Raw genomic sequence first — 21,025 nt, forward strand, 5'->3', positions numbered from 1 at the left:
CCGCCAGCCCGGCTTCCACCGCGCCGACGAACCGTCCGTCCGAACCCAGATCGCCGAACACCTCGTGCATCGCCAGTACGCTGCGCCAGTCGCCCGCACGCTCCAGCAGCGGGGCGGCGAGGGGGTCGGTGATCGTGCGCCCGTCCCGCGCCGCGCCTGCAAGGAAGCGCAGCCATGCCGCGATCGGAAGCGCAAGCCGCTCGATCGGACGCCCGGCCGCCAGCGCCTCGCGGGTGGTGTCGAGCAGGCGATAGGGCAGTTTCTGCGACCCGTCCCACGCGATCTGCGACAGCAGGTGCCGGATCTCGGGATTGCGGAAGCGGGCCAGCACGTCGGAGATGTATCCGCCAAGGTCCAGCCCGGCAGGAGGCGCGATGGACGGCGCGATGTCCTCGCGCATCAGCCGTTCGGCGAAAGCGGCCAACTCGCGGTCGGCCATGGCCTCGCCGACCGTCTCCAGCCCGCGACCAAGGCCGATATAGGCGAGCGACGAATGCGCGCCGTTGAGCAGGCGCAGCTTGGCCTTCTCGAACGGGCGCACTTCGCTGGCGAATGTCACGCCTGCCACGTCCAGCGCGGGACGTTCGCCTGCGAAGCGATCCTCGATCACCCACTGGGTGAAACGCTCGCGCTGGATGGGCCAGGCGTCCTCCAGCCCGGTGGCCGCCGCGATGCGGGCGCGCAGCGCGTCGTCGGTGGCGGGGGTGATCGAATCGACCATCGCGTTCGGGAAAGCGACGTGGTCGGCGATCCAGCGGGCGGTGTCGGGATCGATCGCCTCGGCCAGCGCCAGGGTCGCGGCCTCCAGCTTGCGGCCGTTGTCGGTGAGGTTGTCGCAGCACAGCACCGTCACACCGGGCAGCGCGGCAAGACGGCGTGCCTGCAGTCCGCGCACCAGCCAGCCGGTGAACGATCCCGGCGTCCAGTCTTCCGAACGCGAGGCATCGAGGTCCGCCTTGATTGCCGGGTTCGCGAAGTCCAGCGCTCCGTCCGCGCCGAGGCAGTAGCCCTTTTCGGTCACGGTGGAACTGACGATGCGGGTGTCCGCATGGGTCAGCGCGCCGAGGATCGCGGCAGGATCATCTTTCGTGAGAATTCCGCCGATGGCGCCGATCACGCGGTACTCCACCTCGGTGTCCAGCAGGGCGAGGGTGTAGAGCCCGTCCTGTGGGTTCAGCGCGTCGGCCACGCCGCGCGAATTGAGGCTCACGCCGGTCAGTCCCCAGCGCGGGTCCTGCGCCAGCAGCGTATCGAAGGCGGCGGCCTGATGCGCGCGGTGGAATGCGCCCGGCCCGAAGTGGACGACGCCGCGCTTGACGGCAGAGCGGTCGTACTGCGGCCGGATCACGCCTGCGGGGAGCGCGGAAAGGGTGTTTTGCGATAGACGGGTCATGCCGGTTCCACCTCGCGCGCGGGCGCTTCGAGGCCGTAGGCCTTTCGCACCAGCCCGACGGTCAGTTCGTGGGCCAGTTCGGCAGCCTCCCAGTCCTCCATGCGGTGCTCGGCGACGAGGCGGGCGAGGAAGCCGCAGTCGATCCGCCGTGCGACGTCGTGGCGCGCCGGGATCGAGAGGAACGCGCGGGTGTCGTCGTTGAAGCCCACGGTATTGTAGAAGCCTGCCGTCTCGGTGGTCATCTCGCGGAAGCGGCGCATGCCTTCGGGGCTGTCGTGGAACCACCATGCCGGGCCGAGCTTGAGGCACGGATAGTGCCCCGCCAGCGGCGCGAGTTCGCGCGCATAGGTCGTCTCGTCCAGGGTGAAGAGGATGACCTTGAGGTCCGGCTCGTTGCCGAAGAGGTCGAGCATCGGGCGCAGCGCCTCGACATATTCGGTGGCGCGCGGAATATCGGCGCCCTTGTCGCGGCCGTGGCTGGCGAAGAGGCGGGCGTTGTGGTTGCGGGTGGAGCCGGGGTGGATCTGCATGGTCATGCCGTCCTCCACGCTCATGCGCGCCATTTCGGTGAGCATCTGTGCGCGGAACAGCTCGGCCTCGTCGGCGTCGGCTTTCCCGCCCATGAGCTTGGCGAACAGCGCCTCGCATTCGACCGTCGAGAGGTTGGCGGTGCGGGCGGTGACGAAGCCGTGGTCGGTCGCCGTCGCGCCCATCGCGCGGAAGTCGGCGCGGCGCTTGCGGTGCGCGGCGAGGTAGCCGGTCCAGCTCTCGACGTTTTCGCCGGACAGGTCGGCGAAGCGCACGATGTCGCGCGCGAAGCTGTCATGCTCGGGGTCGATCACCGAGTCCGGGCGATAGGTGGTGACGACCTTGCCCTGCCAGCCCGATGCCTGAATCGCCTTGTGATGCTTCAGGTCGTCGCCCGCGCCCTCGGTGGTGGCGAGCAGTTCGATGTTGAACCGCTCGAACAGCGCGCGCGGGCGGAATGCGGGGGAGGCGAGGGCCTCGCCGATGGTGTCGTAGTAGAAGTCGGCAGTGCTCTCATCCAGCGCCACGTCGATGCCGAAGACTTCGCCGAAAACGTGGGGCAGCCACATGCTGGATGGCGTGCCGCGGAACAGCTTCCAGTTCGCCGCGAACAGGCGCCATGCCTCGCGGGGGTCGGTGGCGGGCATCACGCCGCCCTTGCGGGGGACGGCCAGCGCGTCGAGGTCGATGCCTTGCGAATAGAGCATGCGGAACAGGTAGTGGTCCGGGGCCAGCAGCAGCTCGGTCGCATTGGTCCAGGCCGCGTCGGTGGCGAACCATTCCGGGTCGGTGTGGCCGTGCGGGCTGACGATCGGCAGGCCGGCGATTTCGGCATAGAGTTCGCGGGCGATGGCGCGCGTCGTCGGGTCGGCCGGCAGCAGGCGATCGGGGTGCAGCGAGAGCTTGGGCATCCTTAGGACTCCTCGGAGAGAGTGCGTTTGCGGCTCGATTACCGAGTTGTGCCAGCGCTGGCAATGCTGTATCGGCGGGCCATGGTCGAAACCCTACCGAAGCCCGTAACCGTGATGCGGATTTCCGCCGAGGATCACGTCGCCGTCGCCCTAGAGCCGCTTGAAGCGGGCACGGAGGTCGTTGTGGACGGTCAGACGATCCGCCTGCGCGATGCGATTCCGGCGGGTCACAAGTTCGCCGTCATGCCTGTTGCCGCGGGTTCGCCGGTTCGTCGCTATCGCGCGCCGATCGGCCTCGCCACGCGCGACATCGCGGTGGGCGAGCACGTCCATGTCCACAATGTCCATACCGCGCTTTCGGGCGAGAAGGCCTATGCCTTCTCCGGCGCGCGGGCCGAGGAGCACAAGGCGCAGTCCTCGCGCAGCTTCCGGGGCTATGTGCGGCCGGACGGCAGCGTCGGCACGCGCAACGAATTGTGGATTCTGCCCACGGTCGGCTGCGTCGGCCGCCTGGGCGAGCGGCTGGCGGCGAAGGGCAACCTGCGGTCGCCCGCGAACGTCGATGGCGTTCATGCGTTCAATCACCCGTTCGGCTGCTCGCAGCTGGGGGCGGACCTCGATGGTACGGCGGCGGTGATCGCCTCGCTGGCGCTCAACCCCAATGCGGGCGGCGTGCTGCTGCTGGGCCTCGGCTGCGAATCGAACCAACTGGAGGAATTGCTCAAGCGCATCCCGGAAGACCGCCGCCACCGCCTGCGCGTGCTGCGTGCTCAGTCGGAAAGTGACGAGTTCGCCGCCGGGGAAGCGCTGATCGGCGAACTGCTGGGCCTGATGGCCGAAGATCGGCGCGAGGACGTGCCGCTCTCGAAGCTGCGGCTGGGCGTGAAATGCGGCGGCTCGGACGCGATGAGCGGACTGACTGCCAATCCGCTGATCGGTTTGATGGCCGATGCGGTGACCGACGCGGGCGGTGCCGCGATCCTGACGGAAATTCCCGAAATCTTCGGCGCCGAGAACCTGCTGCTCGAACGTGCCACCAGTGAAGAGGTGTTCGACAAGCTCTCGGGCCTCGTCAATTCCTTCAAGCGCTACTTCATCGAGAACGGCGAGCCGGTTTCCGAGAACCCCAGCCCCGGCAACATCGCGGGCGGCATCACCACGCTGGAGGAAAAGTCCCTGGGCGCGGTGCAGAAGGGCGGGCTTGCCCCGGTCTGCGACGTAATCGGCTATGGCGAGCGGATTTCCACGACTGGACTGACGGTGCTTGAAGCCCCGGGCAACGATGCCGTCTCCACCACCGCGCTGGCGGCAGCGGGGGCGACGATCACGCTGTTCTCCACCGGCCGCGGGACGCCGCTCGGCAGCCCGGTGCCGACGATGAAGATCGCCTCCAACCATTCATTGGCCGAGCGCAAGCCGGGCTGGATCGACTTCGACGCCGGACTGGTGCTGGAAAAGGGCATGGCGGGCGCTGCCGACCTGCTGCTCGACCGCATCATCGCCGTCGCGAGCGGGGAACCGGCGCGCAACGAGAGTAACGACGAACGCGCCATCGGTATTTGGAAGCGAGGGGTTACACTGTAGTCGCTGGCCCACCCCGCTGCGGCTAGGTTCGCCTGCGGTTCATCAAACCTCGCGGCTCTCCCGCAAGCGGGAAGGCGAACGCTTTCCTGCTCTCCTCCCGCTCGCGGGAGGGGCCGGGAGTGGGCCTTAACCTACTCCACCACCAGGAAATATTCCGCCGCGCGATTGCCCCCGTTGCGCACCTCGATCACGTAGCGCTGCGTGAACAGCGGTATCCAGCGGCAGGCGCGGCGGGCGTCGGCGATGGTGCAGACCGGGCGGCGCTCGGCGTCGAGCACTTGCAGGGTCACCGGGGTATCGCCCGGCGTCGATAGCGCGATGCTGGCCTTCCGGCCCGAGAGGAACACCTGCTCGAAGCTGTCGCTGGTGCCGGGCTGGGCCTTGCCGGTGCGATAGCCGGGGCCGAGCGGGCTGCCGCGCAGCGGCGCCTTCCCGTTCGGGACCAGTGCGCGCCACTCCGGCACCGGGTCGACACCTTGCCAGCCATCGAGCGGCCGCGCGCCGGAGCGCTCGATGATACCCAGCGCGCGGGCCAGTTCCTCGTTGTCGGCGCGGCCCTGCGCGCTCTGGGCGGACGACAGGGCGAGGGCGACCCGTTCGCCGATTTCGGGCGTCTGGTCCTGCGCCCGGGCAGACGCTGCCACGAGCACGGCGACTGCGGTGAGCAGCCAAGGGTTGCGCAGCAATGGGCTCATCGTCTGAACTCCGGAGCAACGGTGAAGCATGCGCCTCTTTCGCCGGGCGCGAGCGAAATCTCAAGGTGGTGCCGCTCTGCGATCGCGCGGCACAGCGCGAGGCCGAGCCCCGCGCCCTCGGTGCCGAGCGAACTGCCGCCGCGGGCGAACTTCTCGAAAATCCTGTCGCGCTGGTCCTCGGGGACACCCGGTCCATCGTCGCTGACGATCAGCACCGGCCCCCTGCGCAGCGTCAGACGGATCGTACCACCGCGCGGCACGAACTTGAAGGCGTTGTCGAGCAGGTTGGTGATGAGCCGCGTGAGGGACATCTCCTCGCCAGCGATGACGACGTCCGGTTCTATGTCGAGGATCAGGCGGTGCCCGGATTCCTCGGCGCTGTCGGCGTAGAGTTCGCCCAGCCGCGCTGCGAGAACACTGAGGTCCACCGGGACCAGGCCATGGCGATCACCGCGCCGCGCTTCGCTGGCGGCGATGTCGAGCAGCGATTCGAGCATGCGGATGATGCCCCGGATTTCGGTCCGGGCGTCGGCGACGCGGGCTGCGGTCTCGGCGTCGGGCGTGGCGGCCAGCGCTTTCACCAGCCGGTTGTCGAGGTGCATCAGCGGTGTGCGCATCTCGTGTGCGACATGGTCGGTCGTCTCGCGGTGGGCGGCGGCGAGGCGCTTGAGACGGGCGAGGGCGTTGCCCGAGTGCGCGGCCAGCTCGTCGATCTCGTCATGCCCGGCCGATCCGCGCGCCAGTTCCTCCAGCGCGGCGTCGTCGGGCTGGCGGAAGGCAGCGTTGATGCGCGCGAGCCTTCCGGCGAGCCGGTGCGCCGCCGTCCAGCCGCCGAGGGCCACTGCCAGCATCGCGAGCACGCCGCCGGTCAGGAACACCAGCGCCACCTGCCGCAGCAGCATGGAGAGGTCGCGATATTCGTGCGCGACCAGCAGCTTGAGGTTCGGCCCGAGCTGGGTCGCGCGCGCGAAGGCGCGTTCCCCGCCTTCGATACGGATGTCGGCGGCCTCGGAGATACCGGCATGCAGCCCCGGCCAATCGGTGAGGTCGCCGGCGATGCGCTTGCCGCGTGCGTCCGCGAGGAGGTAATGCGCGGGATCGCCGTTGCGCGGCTGGAGGGCGAGGCGGTCCTTGATGCGTTTGGCCAGTTCGTCACGGTCGCCGCTGGCGTAGATGTCGACCATGCCGGCGAGATCGACATCGACCGCCCGTTCCAGCGCCTGCCGGTTGGAGCGCTCGATCGTGGCATTGGTCAGCAGCCACAGCCCGAAGGTGATCACCGCAGCCGTCCCGATCGCCCAGACGACGATCTGCGCGAAGATCGAATTGCGGATGAAAGCCAGCCGCTTCATGGAAGTTGGCGGCGCGTGAACACGCTCACCGCCCGTCCAGCAGCCTGTAGCCGGAGCCCCAGATCGTCTCGAGCGCGGGCTTGTCGAAGCCTTCCTCGAGCTTGCGGCGCAGGCGGCCGATGTTGACGTCCACCACGTTGGTCTGGGGATCGAAGTTCATCTTCCACACATCCCGCAACAGCATCTCGCGCGTCAGCACTTCGCCCGCGTTCTCCATGAAGTAGCGGAACAGCTCGAATTCCTTGGGGCTGAGCGCAAGGTGGCGGTTGTCGCGAAAGGCGGTGCGCGCCTTCACGTGGCATTCGAAGGCGCCGTAGAGGATCACGGCGGAGTGCTCGCGGCCCGAGGAGCGGCGGTGCAGGGCGCGCAGGCGGGCGAGCAGTTCCTCGCCCTCGAAGGGCTTGGCGAGATAGTCGTCCGCGCCCGCGTCCAGTCCTTCGGCCCGGTCGGTGGTGCGGCCGAGCGCGGAAAGCAGCAGGACCGGCGTGCCGACCCCGCTTTCGCGCAGGCGCGACAGGATGGTGATGCCGTCGAGATCGGGCAGCATGCGGTCGAGGATGATGACGTCGAAGCGCTCGGCGCCCGCGCGTTTCAGCCCGTCGTTACCAGTGGCGCACCAGGTCAGCGAGTCGCCGGAAAGACTGGCCAGTTCCTCGACTTGCGAGGCCGCGCGCGAATCGTCCTCGATGTAGAGGATGGACAGGCCGCTCATGCCGTGCGCCCCGCAAGGGTGCCGATGGCGGCCGAGCGATCGTATCCGCGCGAGAAACCCTCCCGGTTCTCGGTGCAGTACGATCCGCCGGCCGCCATCGGGTTGAACGGAACCGGGCGCCGCCTAAGGGGACTGGGACGGCGGCTCTCCCGGCCCCGAAACAGCTCGGAACCACGCGAGAGGATACGGGCGCCGTGGAAGCGCCGAAATGAAGTCGGGTTGTTAATAGCCTTGGTCCCCCGGCAACGGCGCGCGGTCATTCCCTGCCCGCCGTTGCTCAGCTTTCTTGACGTACCGTGCATATACGAGCGCCGGGTGCGGGTCGCCTGACAATGGCTGTCATGCCCCGCAGGGCGCGAAGCCGCGATCTGCGGTCAGTTCGCCTTGGGCGCTGCGGCGGAGGGATCGACCGGAAGGCCGCCGAGCTGCGTTACCAGCTTGGTATAGGCATCGAGGTACGCGAGCACGATGATCTGGCCGATCTGCGTGTTCTGGTAGCCGCCGCCGCCGGCCGCGCCGAAGGTGCCGCCGAAGAAGCCACCGCCGCCACCGCCGAAGCTGACATCGGACTTGCGGGCATAGCCCTCGGTCAGCGCCTCTTCCACGGTGGTGCGCGAATTCACGATCGAGAGGGTGACGTTCGCCTCGCCCTTCTTGACGTTGAGGCCGCCGGCGATGGCGCCCACGCCGCGCCCGAAGAAGCCGCCGACGCCGCCCAGCACGCCGCCGAGGCCGCCGCCGCCCGAATTGTTGTTGGTCGAGACGATGTCCGGCTGCAGGAAATAGTCCGCCGCCTTGATCTGGCCCTTGCCGATGTTGGACCCCTTCTGCAGCTCGCCCTGTTCGGCCAGGGCGCGCTCCATGGCGCTGTTCTGCAGCGAGCGGCCGCGGTTGACCATGGTGAAGCAGCCGGACTTCTGCACGAAGACGCGCAGGATCGCTTCGGGGCTGCCGAGGCTGAGTTCGCGCCACCACTGGGTGTCGGGCTCGATGATGGCGACGGTGCCGAGGTTCTTGCGGCACACGGGAATCTCCTGCGTCCCCTTTTCCTGCAGCTTGCGGCCGGAGGACTGGTCGGCGAGGGCGGGGGTGGCCGAAACTGCGGCGAGCGCGGCCAGCGCGCAGACGAACGTTTTCATAATCAAGGCTCCCTGTTGCACCGCGCGGACACGCGGCCTGCCCAATCCCCGGGGCGACAAACTCCTTATGCGTTCACTCTTGCACGAACAAATGACGATGTCTGTGAGAATCTTTCGCAAATACAACGTCAGGAAGGATTCACCGCCATGTTGTCGATAAGCCGGGCCGGGCCGATCCGGGCCGCCACGATAAGCCGCATCGGCCGGTCCGAACGGGTGGTCAGCACGGTGAGATCGTCCGCATCGCGCAGTTCGGCATAATCGACCGAGCGGAAGCCCCCCGCGACGATTTCCGCCTGCAGCGTGGCGAGGGTTTCCGGCACGTCCGCGCCCGCCTCGATCGCAGCGATGGCGCGGCGCATCGCGGTCGGCAGCGCGACGGCCGCCTGGCGATCCTCGGCCGAGAGGTAGGCATTGCGCGAGGACATCGCGAGTCCGTCCGCCTCGCGCACGGTCGGCACGCCGAGGATCGCGGCGGCGGCGGGGCGGGTGAGGTCGAGGTCGCGCGCCATCCGGCGAATGACGGCCAGTTGCTGCCAGTCCTTCTCGCCGAACAGGGCCATGTCGGGCATGACCTGGTTGAACAGCTTGCACACCACGGTGGCGACGCCGTCGAAGTGGCCGGGCCGCGACGCGCCGCACAGGCCCTCGCTGACGCCCGCAACCGAGATATTGGAGCCGAACCCGGCCGGGTACATCGCCTCGACCGTGGGTGCCCAGAGCAGGTCCACCCCTTCGGCTTCCAGCAGCGCCGAGTCGCGGGCAAGCTGGCGCGGATAGGCGTCGAGATCCTCGTTCGCACCGAACTGGAGCGGGTTGACGAAGATCGATACGACGACGCTGGCGCCCCGGCTTTTCGCCTCGCGCACGAGCGTCAGATGGCCGTCATGCAAGGCGCCCATCGTGGGCACGAGCGCGACCTCACCGGTCTTGCGAAGCTCGGCAACCGCATTGCGCAGTGGATCAAGGGCGTGGACGGTTTGCATTGGGCTTGGCTGCTCCGGTATGATGGGCGCGACCGAAAGGTGCGTTTGGGCCTTAGCCCCGGCGCACCTGCGGGGGCAATGATTTCAACGTCGGGCCGGGCGACCGGTCCCGCGAGCAGGATAACGGTCACGTGACAGCGCATCGCATCGTCTTCGCCAACGAGAAGGGCGGCACCGGCAAGTCCACCACCGCCGTCCATGTCGCCATCGCGCTCGCCTATCAGGGCGCGAATGTCGCCTGCATCGACCTCGACCACCGCCAGCGCACGCTCTACCGCTACCTCGAGAACCGCATCGAGACCGAGCGCAAGCGCGAGATCGCGCTGCCCGGCGCGCGCTTCGCGGTCTACGACGGCGAGGACATCGGCGAACTCGACGATCTCGCCGAACAGATCGCGGAGGGCTATGACTTCCTCGTGTTCGACACGCCCGGCCGCGACGATCCCTTCGCCCGCCACGTGGCGACCACGGCGGACACGCTGGTCACCCCGCTCAACGACAGCTTCGTCGACTTCGATCTTCTCGGTCAGGTCGAGAGCGAGACCTTCAAGGTCAAGCGCCTCTCGTTCTATGCCGAAGTCATGTGGGAGGCGCGCAAGAAGCGCGGCCTCAAGACCATCAACGAAGGCCGCCGCGAACTCGACTGGGTCGTCGTGCGCAACCGCGTCCAGCATGTCGAGGCGCGCAATATGCGACGTATCGACGGGGCGCTTCAGGAACTGTCCAAGCGCGCGGGCTTCCGCGTCGCGGCGGGCCTGTCCGAGCGCGTCATCTTCCGCGAGCTGTTCCCCTCGGGCCTGACCCTGCTCGACAAGGGCTTTCTGGGCGATCTGGGCACCAGCCACCTCGTCGCGCGGCAGGAACTGCGCGGGCTGGTCGCCGGGCTCAACCTGCCGGTGCCGGTACGGCGGGAGTCCGAAACGGCCTTCGCCGCCGCGAGCTGACGGGAAGGCCCATGATCAAGCTGCTCTGGCTGGTCGCGCTCGGCTGCATCGTCTGCCGGATGCTCATCGGCCGCTGGCCCTGGGAAAAGAAGCGCAAGGTCGCGGGGCCGTCCTTCGAGACGGCGCAGGCGCGGGCGCTGCTGGGCGTGGACGCGGGCGCCGACCGGCGCGAGATCGTCGAGGCGCACCGCCGCCGCATCGCGCTGGTGCACCCCGACAAGGGCGGCAGCTCCGAGCAGGTGCACGAGGCGAATGCCGCGCGCGACCTGCTGCTGGCGGTGCTGCCTGCGGATTAGAATGCCATCGTCTTTGGCTGAAACACCATTCGTCATCCCCGCGAAGGCGGGGACCCATCTGATGATGGTTCAATCTGCCACGTCAGGAGATGGGTTCCCGCCTTCGCGGGACTGACGGCGATAAAATTACGAGGCGAGCACGCTTTAATTTTCCCGCGCGATCTGGAAGCCCGCGAACGACTGGTTCACCGGCATCAGTTCCAGCGTGTTGATGTTGACGTGCGCGGGCAGGGTGGCGACCCACAGCACGGTCTCGGCGATGTCCTCGCCGGTCATCGGGTTGACGCCTGCGTAGAACGTGTCTGACGCGGCCTGGTCGCCGCCATTGCGCACCACGGTGAATTCTGTCTCGACCATGCCCGGCTCGATCGAGGTCACGCGCACGCCGGTGCCGCTCAGGTCCGAGCGCAGGCCGAGCGCGAACTGGCGCACGAAGGCCTTGGTGCCGCCGTAGACGTTGCCGCCGGTATAGGGATACGTCGCCGCGACCGAGGACAGCATCACGATCCCGCCCTTCCGCGCGATCAGGCCCGGCAGCAGCTTGTGCGTGAGCGAGACCAGGCTGACGACGTTAGTGTCGATCATCGTCTTCCAGTTGGCGAGGTCGGCTGCCTGTGCGGGCGCCGCGCCCAGCGCGAGACCCGCGTTGTTCACGAGGCAGTCGATCGCGGCGAAGTCGGCCGGAAGCGCATCGAGCGCGGCGTCGCGGGCGGTTTCGTCACGCACGTCGAAGACGGCGGCGTGGAAGCGGTCGGCACCCAGTTCGTCCGTCAGCGCCTGAAGCCGCTCGGCGCGGCGGCCGGTGCCGATCACGCGCCATCCGGCCTTCACGAAAGCGCGCGCGCAGGCTTCGCCGATACCGGAAGTGGCGCCGGTTACGAGTACGGTCTTCATGGGGGATTCCTTCAATCTGCGGAGAGGACGGTGACGTCCATGCGGAAGCTGCGCGCCTCTCCGGGCGCCAGCGTGATCACGCCCGGCTTTTCGCGGAAATCGCCGGTAAAGCCAAGGGGGTCGGCATGGCCCTGCCACGGTTCGATGCACAAGTAAGCCGCGCCGGGCTTCTGCCAGATGCCCAGCATCGGGGTGTCCGGGAAGGCGATGGCGAGCTGCGTCCCGCCCGGCGCGCCGTACGTGAGCGCGCGGCTGGAGAGGCGATCCCAGATCACCGCGTCCTCCTCGAACAGCGCGGCGTCCAGCGGCAGGATATGGCCTTCGACCGGCGGTGCCACAGGCTCGGGCAACAGGAGTCCGGTGGGGCCGTCGATGCGGCGGATCGGCTGCGGCTCGGGCTGTTCGAAGGCGACCACGTGGTCGGCCTTGGCGGCGCCGCCGGGCAGCGGCCAGGCGAAGCCGGGGTGGAAACCCAGGCTGAAGGGCAGCGATGCATCGCCGGAGTTGATGACCCGCGCTTCGGTGAACAGTGCCGTGCCTTCCAGCCGGAACGCCATCTCCAGCATGAAGGCGAACGGATAGACCGCGCGCGTTTCAGGACTGTCTGTCACGCGGAAAAGCGCACGATCGGTGCCTGCTTCAACGACCTCGAACACCGACTTGCGCGCGAAGCCGTGCCGGGGCAGGGCGTATTCCTCGCCGTCCAGCCGGTAGGTGTCGCCGTTCAAGGCCCCGACGATCGGGAACAGCAGCGGCGCGTGGCCGGTCCAGAACGCCGGGTCGGCATCGGTCATGTATTCGCGGCCGAAACTGTCGGTCAGCGACCAGAGTTCGGCGCCGAGCGGGTTGATCCGGGCGGTGAGATCGCCGGAGGAGATGGTCACGAAGTCCACGTCAGTCCCCTATCGTCATCCCGGCGAAAGCCGGGATCGCTGGCCGTGAACGGCCCACCTTGCGGCGGGGCGGCTCACGGCCAGCGCTCACCTAAAGACCGCCAGCGGTCCCGGATCAAGTCCGGGACGACGATCACCCCCGCAGCACCGCGCCCAGCTTGGCGGCGGCGGCGGTCACCTTTTCGCTGATCGCCTTGAGGTCGGCTTCCTTGTAACTGGCCTCGACCGGCTGGAGCGTGACTTCGAGCGCGAGCGACTTCTGCCCCTCGGGCACGCCGTTGCCACGGAAGTCGTCGAACAGGCGCACCGCGACGATGTTGGCCTTGTCCGCGCCCTGCACCAGCCGCACGAGATCGCCCGAGGGCAGCTCTGCAGGCACGAGGAACGCATAGTCGCGCGTCACCGCCTGCAGCGCCGGGGGCGCGTAGGAGACGCGGGCGAAGCCGGGCGTGCCCTTCTTGCCGGGAATGGCGTCGAGGAACAGTTCGGCGACCGCCACCGGGCCATCGACGTCGAACTGCTTCGCCGTCTTCGGGTGCAGCATGCCGAAGCGCGCCAACACCGTCTTGGGGCCGAGGCGCAGCGTCGCCGACTGGCCGGGGTGGAACTGGGGACCAGCCTCGCCCATGACCTGCAGCTTGTCGACCGGGGCGCCAGCCTCGGCCAGCAGCGCCAGCACTTCGGCCTTGGCGTCGTAGGCGTCGAACGCCGTCGCCTTGCCGGTCGCCCAGCCGCGCGCGGTCTTCTCGCCCGCGAGGACGACGCCCAGCGTCAGCCGTTCATCGCTCGCTCCGCCGGCACCGCGCAGATAGCGGCGGCCGATCTCGAACAGGCGCAGCGAGGCCGCGCCGCGATCGAGGTTGCGCTTCGCCGCCATCAGCAGGCCCGGCAGCAGCGAGGGGCGCATGGCCTTCATGTCCTCGCTGATCGGATTGGCGAGCACCCACAGCGGACCTTCGGCGAAAGTCTCGGCGGCGGGCTCGGGCAGGAACGACCAGGTGACGGCTTCCTGAAGCCCGCGCGCCGCAGCGGCGCGGCGCACGCGCCGTTCCAGTGCCTGCGCCGGGGTGGCGGTGGGCTTGGCGACGCCGTCGGCGCGGGGAAGCGGAACGCTCTCGACCTTGTCGAGGCCGTGGATGCGCACGATTTCCTCGACGATGTCGGGGGCGCCATCGACGTCGGGGCGCCAGCCGGGAACCGTGACGGCCCAGTCGTCAGCTTCCACCACCGAGAAGCCGAGGCTTTCGAGGATGCGCTGTTGTTCGCCGGGCGTGACGGTGACGCCGCCCAGCTTCTCGACCAGCGAGGGCGCGAAGTGGACGATCTTGGGCGTGCCCGGAGCAGCGCCCGCGCGCACGATCTCGGACACTTCGCCGCCGCACAGCTGGGTGATCAGGTTCGTCAGCAATGCAAGGCCGGTGTCGAGGAACTGCGGGTCGATCCCGCGCTCGAACCGCCCGCGCGCGTCTGACGTGAGGTTGAGCTTGCGGCCCGTCTTGGCGATACGCTCGGGATCGAAGTAGGCGATTTCGAGCAGGACGTCGGTGGTGGCATCGCCACAGCCCGAGTGCTGGCCGCCCATGATGCCTGCGATGTCGTGGACGCCACTGCCGTCGGCGATCACGGTCATCTCGGCGTCGAGCGTGTAGGTCTTCTCGTTCAGCGCCTCGACCGTCTCGCCCTCCACCGCGCGGCGGGCGACGACGGCGCCGGTCAGCTTGGCGAGGTCATAGGCGTGGGCCGGGCGGCCATACGTGAGCATCACGTAGTTGGTCGCATCGACCAGCGCCGAGATCGGGCGCTGGCCCGCGGACTTGAGCGCATCCTGCAGCCACTGCGGCGAAGGGCCGTTCTTCACGCCCTTGATGACGCGGCCGTAGAATGCCGGGCAGCCCTCGGCGTCATCGGTGCGCACCTCGACCGGGCACGGGAAGGTGCCTGCGGCCTCGGGCGCGACGATCGGCTTCAGCGTGCCGAGGCCCGCTGCCGCGAGATCGCGGGCGATGCCGTAGACGCCCATGCAGTCCGGACGGTTGGGGGTGATCGACACGTCGATGACCGGATCGGCGCCGTGATACTGCGCGAAGGGCGTGCCGACGGGCGCATCCTCGGGCAGTTCGATGATGCCATCGTGGTCCTCGCCCAACTCCAGCTCGCGCGTGGAGCACATCATGCCGTTCGATTCGACGCCGCGCACGGCCGCAACCTTGAGCGCCATGCCGTTCACCGGCACCACCGCGCCCGGCAGGCCGAGCACGCCGACCAGCCCTGCGCGCGCATTGGGCGCACCGCAGACCACGGTGAGCACCTTGTCGCCGGTATCGACGGTCAGGACCTGCAGCTTGTCCGCCTGAGGGTGCTTTTCAGCCGTGAGGACCTTCGCCACGCGGAAGCCTTCGAGCTTGGCGGCGGGGTCTTCGATGCCTTCGACTTCGAGGCCGATGGCGTTGAGCGTGGCGGCGATCTGCTCGATCGACGCTTCGGTTTCCAGGTAGGTCTTGAGCCAGGAGAGCGAGAACTTCATGTCTTAAATCCTTCCCGCCTTAGGCCGGTGTGCCGACGCCGCCCGAAAGGGTCGGCACGTCGAGGGCGGAGAAACCGTAGTGGGAGAGCCAGCGCACATCGCCGTCGAAGAAGGCGCGCAGGTCGTCCATCCCGTACTTGAGCATGGCGAGGCGATCGACGCCGATGCCGAAGGCGAAGCCCTGCCATTCGTCAGGGTCGATGCCGCCCGCCGCGATGACGCGGCGGTTGACCATGCCTGACCCCAGCACTTCCATCCAGGCGTGCCCCGGCGCATCGCCCGAACCGCCGACCACGCGGCGTCCGCCCTGGCTGGAATAGCCCACGTCCACCTCGATCGAGGGTTCGGTGAAGGGGAAGTAGCTGGGGCGCAGGCGCAGGACGATGTCGTCGCGCTCGAAGAAGGCCTTGAGGAAGGCTTCCAGCGTCCACTTCAGGTGGCCGAGGTGGATGCCCTTGTCGATGACGAGGCCCTCGATCTGGTGGAACATTGGCGTGTGCGTGGCGTCGCTGTCCGAGCGGTAGACGCGGCCCGGCGCGATGATGCGGATGGGCGCGCCCTGCTGGATCATCGAGCGGATCTGCACCGGCGAGGTATGCGTGCGCAGCAGCATCTCGCGGCCGTCGTCGTTGCGGTCCGGGAAATAGAAGGTGTCATGCATCGCGCGCGCCGGGTGGCTCTCGGGCATGTTGAGCGCTGTGAAGTTGTGCCAGTCGTCCTCGATCTCCGGGCCGGTGGCGACCGCGAAGCCGAGGTCGGCGAAGACTTCGGCCAGTTCGTCCATCACCTGCGAGACGGGATGCACGGCGCCGCACGGAGTGGCGGGCGCAGGGAGCGAGAGGTCGATCGTCTCGGCCGCAAGGCGCGCGTCGAGCGCGGCGGTTTCGAGGGTGTCCTTGCGGGCGGTGATGGCGGCGTTGGCGTCGCGCTGGTAGCCGTTGAACAGCGGCCCCATCTCGCGCCGCTCCTCGGGCGACATGCCGCCCAGACGCTTCATCAGCCCGGTGATCTCGCCCGCCTTGCCCAGATACTGAATGCGCAGCGCTTCGAGAGCCTCGAGCGTTTCGGCACCTTCGATCGCCGAGATCACCTGATCAAAATCGAGCACGATACATACCCCAAAAACTCGTCATTCCCGCGAAGGCGGGAACCCATCTGATGCCCTATCCCCTGACGATCCGGGGCGGTGGCAGCGGCACGAAGCCGAAATCCACCGCAAGGTCGCGCCAATCGGGATTGGCCTGTTCGATCAGGGCGAGTTTCCACGCCCTGTTCCACGTCTTGATCCGCTTCTCGCGCAGGATCGCGCTTTCAATCGTCGCGTGCCGCTCGAACCAGACCAGTCGATGCACGCCGTAGTCGCTCGTGAACCCTTCGATCAAGCCCTCGCGGTGCTGATGGAGGCGACGAAGCAGATTCGATGTGACTCCGACATAGAGCGTACCGTTGCGATGTGACGCGAGGAGGTACGTGCATGGATCGAAGGTTTCGCGCATCGGAGGGGCCACCAGCTGGGTTCCCGCCTTCGCGGGAATGACTGGGAAGAGTGATGCAGCGGAATCGCTTCAATCGGCAGTTAACACCCTGTCGTCATTCCCGCGCAGGCAGGAACCCAGCTGGTGCGCTATCCCAACACGCGAAAAGGGCGCGGACGGCACATGCCATCCACGCCCTTTGAAATCGCGCGATGAAGCTGAGGAGCTTTACGCGTCGGTGGCTTACGCCGCCGCGGGCAGAGCTGCCTTCGCCTGCGCGATGACGGTGCTGAACACGCCGCCTTCGTTCATGGCGAGGTCGGCCATCGTCTTGCGGTCCAGTTCGATCCCGGCGAGCTTCACGCCATGGATGAACTGCGAGTAGGTCAGGCCTTCAGCGCGGACGGCCGCGTTGATGCGCTGGATCCAGAGAGCGCGGAAGGTGCGCTTCTTGATCTTGCGGTCGCGGTACGCGTACTGGCCGGCCTTTTCGACGGCCTGGCGTGCGACGCGGATGGTGTTCTTGCGGCGACCACGATAGCCCTTGGCCTGGTCCAGAATCCGCTTGTGCTTTGCGCGGGTGGTGACACCCCTCTTGATACGGCTCATTCGTCAGTACTCCTCAGTTGAGCCCGTAGGGCGCCCACTTCTTGATGACCTTGGCATCGGCGTCGGAAATGACTTCGGTGCCGCGGTTCTGGCGGATGTACTTGCCGTTATGGCTCATGAGGCGGTGGCGCTTGCCGGCTACGCCGTGCTTCACCTTGCCGGTGGCGGTGAGCTTGAAGCGCTTCTTCACGCCGCTCTTGGTCTTCAGCTTGGGCATTTTCGTCTCCTTTGATCGGGACACGTCCCGCCGGCCATGGCAGCCCTTTTCGCCAGGCCGACCCGCGAATCTCCCCGAGAGGAGACTCGACCGTGTCGATTGAAGGACGCGCCCTTAGGGGCTGGATGCAGGAAAGGCAAGCGGCCCGTTTTAACGCCTGCCGCCACGAGGTCCGGGATGGCGAGTACGCCACACCCCGAATGCCGTGCAGCCATTCAAGGAAGTCCGGGCCGATGGTGGGGCCATCCGGCAGACCTTTTCGCCATATATAGGCCTGGGCGGTGACCCGCCCTGCGCTCGTGCGCACCGGCAGGGCAAGGCGCCGATACTCGCGCCCTTCATAGGTATCCAGCCGCGCGAGATCACCCGGTCGCAACTGCAGGTCGCACAGTACCCCGCGCACTTGCCCCGAACCCGGCACCAGCGCCGGATACCAGCCGCGCGTGTCCGGGACCGCGTAAAGCCGCCCCGGCACCTCGCCCGGTTCGGCCCGGATCGACCGCGCCGCAATCCACCGCGCCATCGGCGTATCCGCATCGGGGCGCAGCGTGCCGTAGAAGAACAGCCTCAAAGGTCAGTCGTGATGATGGCCGTGATTGTCACAGGCCATTGCTTCGATCACGTCCTCCAGCCGCGCCGGGTCGCCGATCGCCAACACTTCGCCGCCGGAGTCCGCATTCAGGGGCTCGCCGTTCCAGTCGCACATGATGCCGCCCGCGCCCTCGACGATGGGGACCAGCGCCGCCCAGTCGTGCAGCTTTAGCCCCGCCTCGCAGACGAGGTCGATGTGGCCGCTCGCCAGCAGGCCGTAGTTGTAGCAGTCGCCGCCGAACATCATGCGCTTGTGGTCGGTCTTGGCCGCCAGCGCCATGAAGTGGGCGCCCTGATGGTCGTCGAAGTACTGCGGGCCGGTCGTCGCCAGCATCATGTCGGAGAGTTCGCGGCAGGGGCGGGTGCGCACTTCGCGGCGGTTGAAAGTGGTGGCGTGGCCGCTGGCGCCGACCCAGCGCTCGTTCAGGATGGGCTGGTCGATGATCCCCAGCACCGGCCAGCCGTCGACCAGCAGCGCGATCAGCGTGCCGAAGGTCGCACGCCCGCCCATGAACGCGATGGTGCCGTCGATCGGGTCGAGCACCCAGGTCCGGTTGGAGGTGCCGGTCTCGGTGCCGAACTCCTCGCCGATGATGCTGTCTCGCGGGACTTCCGCCTTGAGGATGCGCCGCATGGCTTCTTCTGCCGCCCGGTCGGCCACGGTGACGGGCGAGGCGTCGGACTTGCGGTCGGCGGCGAGGCCGGTGCGGAAGTGAGGGCGAATCGCTTCACCGGCCGCATCGGCGAGGCGGAGCGCGAGGGCGATGTCGTGGTCGAGTTTCATGCCGCCTGCTCTGCCTTCCGAACGGTGATCCGGTCAAGTTCCTTGGGTCAGGGTATCCGGGGGGCATTACCTGCAAGAAAATACTAGGAATCTAACAGCCCTTGTAGATTTTCTCACATTGCTCCCAAGCCGTTGCGCAATTATCGCTTTTCGAGGGCATCTTTAAAACAGGGTAACCATGCAACGCAGGAACCGTCCTGCGGTCGATCCCTCGATTGCGCCGCAGCAAGGCATTACACGTGACGGGCAACCCCTGTCCTACAACCGTGCGCCTGCGCCGGATCTGGCACCTTGGCTGGGCCGCCTCTATGTCACGAAAGTCGATCTGCCCAAGGATTACACGGTGTCCTGCGGACTGTTCAGCGACACGGCCTGCGTGCGCGTGCAAATGGCCGGGGACTGGACGGCGGAAACCGTCGATGGTCCCATCACTACCCAGGGCGGCGCGTTCTATTTCGGCCCGCACTCGCGGCGCATGCCGATCTCGGTGACAGGCAGCTTCGTAAGCGTGGGCTACATCATCCGTCCGGGAACGGGCACGGCGCTGAAGCTGGCGCGCGTGGGCGAATTTCTCGACAAGATCGTTCCAACCGACGTTCTGACGGCGCCCTCGGACGACTTCCTGCAGGCGCTGGAGCCTGATGCGACGCCGGAGGAATGGCTGCAGTCGATCGAGGGTCTGGTTCGCCAGCAGGTCGAGAGGCTGGGAGGTGCGGCACCTGACCCGGTGACCGCGCGGTTCGAGGAGATCAGCCTGCGCGATCCGGGCATTTCTGTCAGCGATGCGGCGGCCGAGTGCGGGGTCGATCGCCGCAAGCTGGAGCGCGTGGTCAGCCGTGACTTCGGCCTGCCGCCCAAGCAGGTGCTGCGCCGCGCCCGCGCGCTCGACATGGCGAGCCACCTGCGCGGCGTCGCCGATGCGCGCGAAGGGGATGAGATCGCCCTGCGCTATTACGACGAGAGCCACCTGATCCATGAATTCACCGAACTGTTCGGCATGTCGCCGCGCCAGTTCGTCACGCGTCCGCAGCCGATCCTGACGCTAGCCCTCGAATCACGCCAGGCGCGGCGGCTTGAGGCGCTGCACCGGATCGAACCGGGGCAGGCGCGGCCCTGGGAGTAGAGATAATTGTCGCCCACCCCGTCCGGCTAAGCCCTCCGGGCCAAGCCTCCCGGGCCTCCCCCTTCGACAGGCTCAGGATAAGCGGGAGGGCAAGCAAACGGTCTCATTCCCCTCCCGCTTGCGGGAGGGGGCAGGGGTGGTTCTTAGCGACAGCTCAGTCGAACAGGCTGGACACCGAGCTTTCGTCGGCGATGCGGCGGATCGCCTCGCCAAGCAGCGGGGCGATCGGCAGGATGCGAATCTTGTCCGAAGCCTTGGCGGCTTCGGTCGGCATGATCGAATCGGTGATGACCAGTTCCTTGAGCGCGGAATTGGTCACGCGGCTCACCGCCGCGCCCGAAAGGACGCCGTGGGTGATGTAGGCGGTGACGCTGGCGGCGCCCTCGTCCATCAGCGCCTGCGCGGCGTTGCACAGGGTGCCGCCCGAATCGATGATGTCATCGATCAGGATGCAGGCGCGGCCCTTCACATCACCGATGATGTTCATGACTTCCGACTGGCCCGGCTTGTCGCGGCGCTTGTCGACGATCGAGAGCGGCGCGTTGTCGAGGCGCTTGGCGAGCGCGCGGGCACGGACCACACCGCCGACGTCGGGCGAGACCACCATCAGCGACTGGTCGCCGTAGCGGGCCTGGATGTCCGCTGCCATGACGGGGGCCGCGAACAGGTTGTCGGTGGGGATGTCGAAGAAGCCCTGGATCTGCCCGGCGTGCAGATCGACCGAGAGCACGCGGTCGGCGCCGGCCTCGGTCAGCAGGTTGGCGACCAGCTTGGCCGAGATCGGGGTGCGCGGGCCGGGCTTGCGGTCCTGGCGGGCGTAGCCGAAGTAGGGGACCACGGCCGTGATGCGCTTGGCCGAGGCACGGCGCAGCGCGTCGATGCAGATCAGCAGTTCCATCAGGTTGTCGTTGACGGGGTAGCTGGTCGGCTGGACCACGAAGACGTCCTCGCCGCGGACGTTCTCGTGGATTTCCACGAAGATTTCCTCATCCGCAAAGCGGCGGACGGCGGCGTCGGTGAGCGGCAGTTCGAGATACCCTGCAATCGCGCGTGCGAGCGGCAGGTTGCTGTTGCCGGACATGATCTTCATTTGCGAATCCCCGTGACGGTTCCTGGCGGTCGGTCGTTGGGACCGGCCCTGTAGCCGGGTGTCGCGGGATTGCAATAGTCGGCGACCGATTGTCACCGCATCGGCCCGATTTGAGGCACGGTTGCGGCTAGGATGGGAAGCGGTCGATCCGAAATCAGATCGTCATCCCAGCGAAGGCTGGGACCGCTATGACCATGATATGCCCAAGCAGGACCGTGCCGGCTTCATCTCGGCCTTGTAGAGAAGTTGCGATATGACGAGAGCGGTCCCAGCCTTCGCTGGGAT

At 67.6% G+C, this 21,025-nt stretch carries 21 protein-coding genes; 4 read left to right on the top strand and 17 right to left on the bottom strand.

Features of this window, described 5'->3' with window-relative positions:
- Both ACYPYD_RS06530 and uxaC read right to left on the bottom strand, forming a co-directional pair.
- A partial coding sequence (locus ACYPYD_RS06530) for a mannitol dehydrogenase family protein (RefSeq protein WP_459662540.1) occupies window positions 1-1,393 on the bottom strand: 1,393 nt, incomplete at its 3' end.
- The gene (uxaC, locus tag ACYPYD_RS06535; protein WP_459662541.1) at window positions 1,390-2,832 is read right to left on the bottom strand and encodes a glucuronate isomerase; all 1,443 of its coding nucleotides are present in this window, start codon (window positions 2,830-2,832) and stop codon (window positions 1,390-1,392) included. The genes uxaC and ACYPYD_RS06530, both read right to left, overlap by 4 nt.
- Window positions 2,833-2,913: 81 nt before the next feature.
- Here uxaC and ACYPYD_RS06540 point away from each other — a divergent pair, with 81 nt between their 5' ends.
- The gene (locus ACYPYD_RS06540) at window positions 2,914-4,416 is read left to right on the top strand and encodes a UxaA family hydrolase (RefSeq protein ID WP_459662542.1); all 1,503 of its coding nucleotides are present in this window, start codon (window positions 2,914-2,916) and stop codon (window positions 4,414-4,416) included.
- Window positions 4,417-4,547: 131 nt separating this feature from the next.
- Here ACYPYD_RS06540 and ACYPYD_RS06545 read toward each other — a convergent pair whose 3' ends face one another.
- From ACYPYD_RS06545 to panC, 5 genes are all read right to left on the bottom strand, one after another.
- Window positions 4,548-5,111 (bottom strand): hypothetical protein, encoded by a 564-nt coding sequence (locus tag ACYPYD_RS06545; protein WP_459662543.1) that lies wholly within the window; start codon window positions 5,109-5,111, stop codon window positions 4,548-4,550.
- Window positions 5,108-6,463 (bottom strand): sensor histidine kinase, encoded by a 1,356-nt coding sequence (locus ACYPYD_RS06550; protein WP_008829601.1) that lies wholly within the window; start codon window positions 6,461-6,463, stop codon window positions 5,108-5,110. The genes ACYPYD_RS06545 and ACYPYD_RS06550 overlap by 4 nt, the downstream gene beginning before the upstream one ends.
- A 25-nt stretch (window positions 6,464-6,488) precedes the next feature.
- A complete protein-coding gene (locus ACYPYD_RS06555) occupies window positions 6,489-7,175 on the bottom strand; it encodes a response regulator transcription factor (protein WP_008829602.1) in 687 nt (228 codons plus the stop codon).
- A 374-nt stretch (window positions 7,176-7,549) separates the two neighbouring features.
- Window positions 7,550-8,314 (bottom strand): CsgG/HfaB family protein, encoded by a 765-nt coding sequence (locus ACYPYD_RS06560; RefSeq protein WP_008829603.1) that lies wholly within the window; start codon window positions 8,312-8,314, stop codon window positions 7,550-7,552.
- A 128-nt stretch (window positions 8,315-8,442) separates the two neighbouring features.
- Window positions 8,443-9,300 (bottom strand): pantoate--beta-alanine ligase, encoded by an 858-nt coding sequence (gene panC / locus ACYPYD_RS06565; RefSeq protein WP_459662544.1) that lies wholly within the window; start codon window positions 9,298-9,300, stop codon window positions 8,443-8,445.
- A 131-nt stretch (window positions 9,301-9,431) separates the two neighbouring features.
- On the opposite strand from panC, the gene ACYPYD_RS06570 reads away from it, so the two are divergent.
- Entirely contained in the window at window positions 9,432-10,244 is an 813-nt protein-coding gene (locus ACYPYD_RS06570) for a division plane positioning ATPase MipZ (protein ID WP_459662545.1), read from the top strand.
- 11 nt (window positions 10,245-10,255) lie between these two features.
- On the top strand, window positions 10,256-10,540 hold the full coding sequence (locus tag ACYPYD_RS06575; RefSeq protein ID WP_036529901.1) for a J domain-containing protein: 285 nt from the start codon (window positions 10,256-10,258) through the stop codon (window positions 10,538-10,540).
- A gap of 144 nt (window positions 10,541-10,684) precedes the next feature.
- Here the strand turns inward: ACYPYD_RS06575 and ACYPYD_RS06580 are convergent, their stop codons facing one another.
- From ACYPYD_RS06580 to ACYPYD_RS06620, 9 genes are all read right to left on the bottom strand, one after another.
- A complete protein-coding gene (locus ACYPYD_RS06580; RefSeq protein ID WP_008829607.1) occupies window positions 10,685-11,434 on the bottom strand; it encodes an SDR family NAD(P)-dependent oxidoreductase in 750 nt (249 codons plus the stop codon).
- Window positions 11,435-11,445: 11 nt separating this feature from the next.
- Complete coding sequence (locus tag ACYPYD_RS06585; protein ID WP_459662546.1) at window positions 11,446-12,327, bottom strand: aldose 1-epimerase family protein; 882 nt, start codon at window positions 12,325-12,327, stop codon at window positions 11,446-11,448.
- 133 nt (window positions 12,328-12,460) lie between these two features.
- On the bottom strand, window positions 12,461-14,851 hold the full coding sequence (gene pheT / locus ACYPYD_RS06590; RefSeq protein WP_459662547.1) for a phenylalanine--tRNA ligase subunit beta: 2,391 nt from the start codon (window positions 14,849-14,851) through the stop codon (window positions 12,461-12,463).
- 19 nt (window positions 14,852-14,870) lie between these two features.
- Window positions 14,871-15,959, bottom strand: a complete 1,089-nt coding sequence (gene pheS, locus ACYPYD_RS06595) for a phenylalanine--tRNA ligase subunit alpha (protein ID WP_459662548.1) — start codon at window positions 15,957-15,959, stop codon at window positions 14,871-14,873.
- Between the two features lie 55 nt (window positions 15,960-16,014).
- Window positions 16,015-16,347 (bottom strand): GIY-YIG nuclease family protein, encoded by a 333-nt coding sequence (locus tag ACYPYD_RS06600; protein WP_036529909.1) that lies wholly within the window; start codon window positions 16,345-16,347, stop codon window positions 16,015-16,017.
- A gap of 222 nt (window positions 16,348-16,569) precedes the next feature.
- Window positions 16,570-16,935 carry a 50S ribosomal protein L20 gene (gene rplT, locus ACYPYD_RS06605; protein WP_008829612.1) on the bottom strand — a complete coding sequence of 122 codons (366 nt, stop codon included), beginning with the start codon at window positions 16,933-16,935 and terminating at the stop codon, window positions 16,570-16,572.
- A 13-nt stretch (window positions 16,936-16,948) separates the two neighbouring features.
- On the bottom strand, window positions 16,949-17,125 hold the full coding sequence (locus ACYPYD_RS06610; RefSeq protein WP_459662549.1) for a large ribosomal subunit protein bL35: 177 nt from the start codon (window positions 17,123-17,125) through the stop codon (window positions 16,949-16,951).
- On the bottom strand, window positions 17,043-17,723 hold the full coding sequence (locus ACYPYD_RS06615) for a gamma-glutamylcyclotransferase family protein (RefSeq protein ID WP_459662550.1): 681 nt from the start codon (window positions 17,721-17,723) through the stop codon (window positions 17,043-17,045). The genes ACYPYD_RS06610 and ACYPYD_RS06615 overlap by 83 nt, the downstream gene beginning before the upstream one ends.
- Before the next feature lie 3 nt (window positions 17,724-17,726).
- On the bottom strand, window positions 17,727-18,527 hold the full coding sequence (locus tag ACYPYD_RS06620) for an inositol monophosphatase family protein (RefSeq protein ID WP_008829615.1): 801 nt from the start codon (window positions 18,525-18,527) through the stop codon (window positions 17,727-17,729).
- A 178-nt stretch (window positions 18,528-18,705) separates the two neighbouring features.
- On the opposite strand from ACYPYD_RS06620, the gene ACYPYD_RS06625 reads away from it, so the two are divergent.
- Window positions 18,706-19,650: a helix-turn-helix domain-containing protein gene (locus ACYPYD_RS06625; RefSeq protein ID WP_036529913.1), complete on the top strand. Its 945-nt coding sequence runs from the start codon at window positions 18,706-18,708 to the stop codon at window positions 19,648-19,650.
- Between the two features lie 154 nt (window positions 19,651-19,804).
- Here ACYPYD_RS06625 and ACYPYD_RS06630 read toward each other — a convergent pair whose 3' ends face one another.
- On the bottom strand, window positions 19,805-20,740 hold the full coding sequence (locus ACYPYD_RS06630; protein WP_008829617.1) for a ribose-phosphate pyrophosphokinase: 936 nt from the start codon (window positions 20,738-20,740) through the stop codon (window positions 19,805-19,807).
- Window positions 20,741-21,025: the final 285 nt, after the last annotated feature.

Source organism: Novosphingobium sp. 11B, assembly GCF_054589055.1.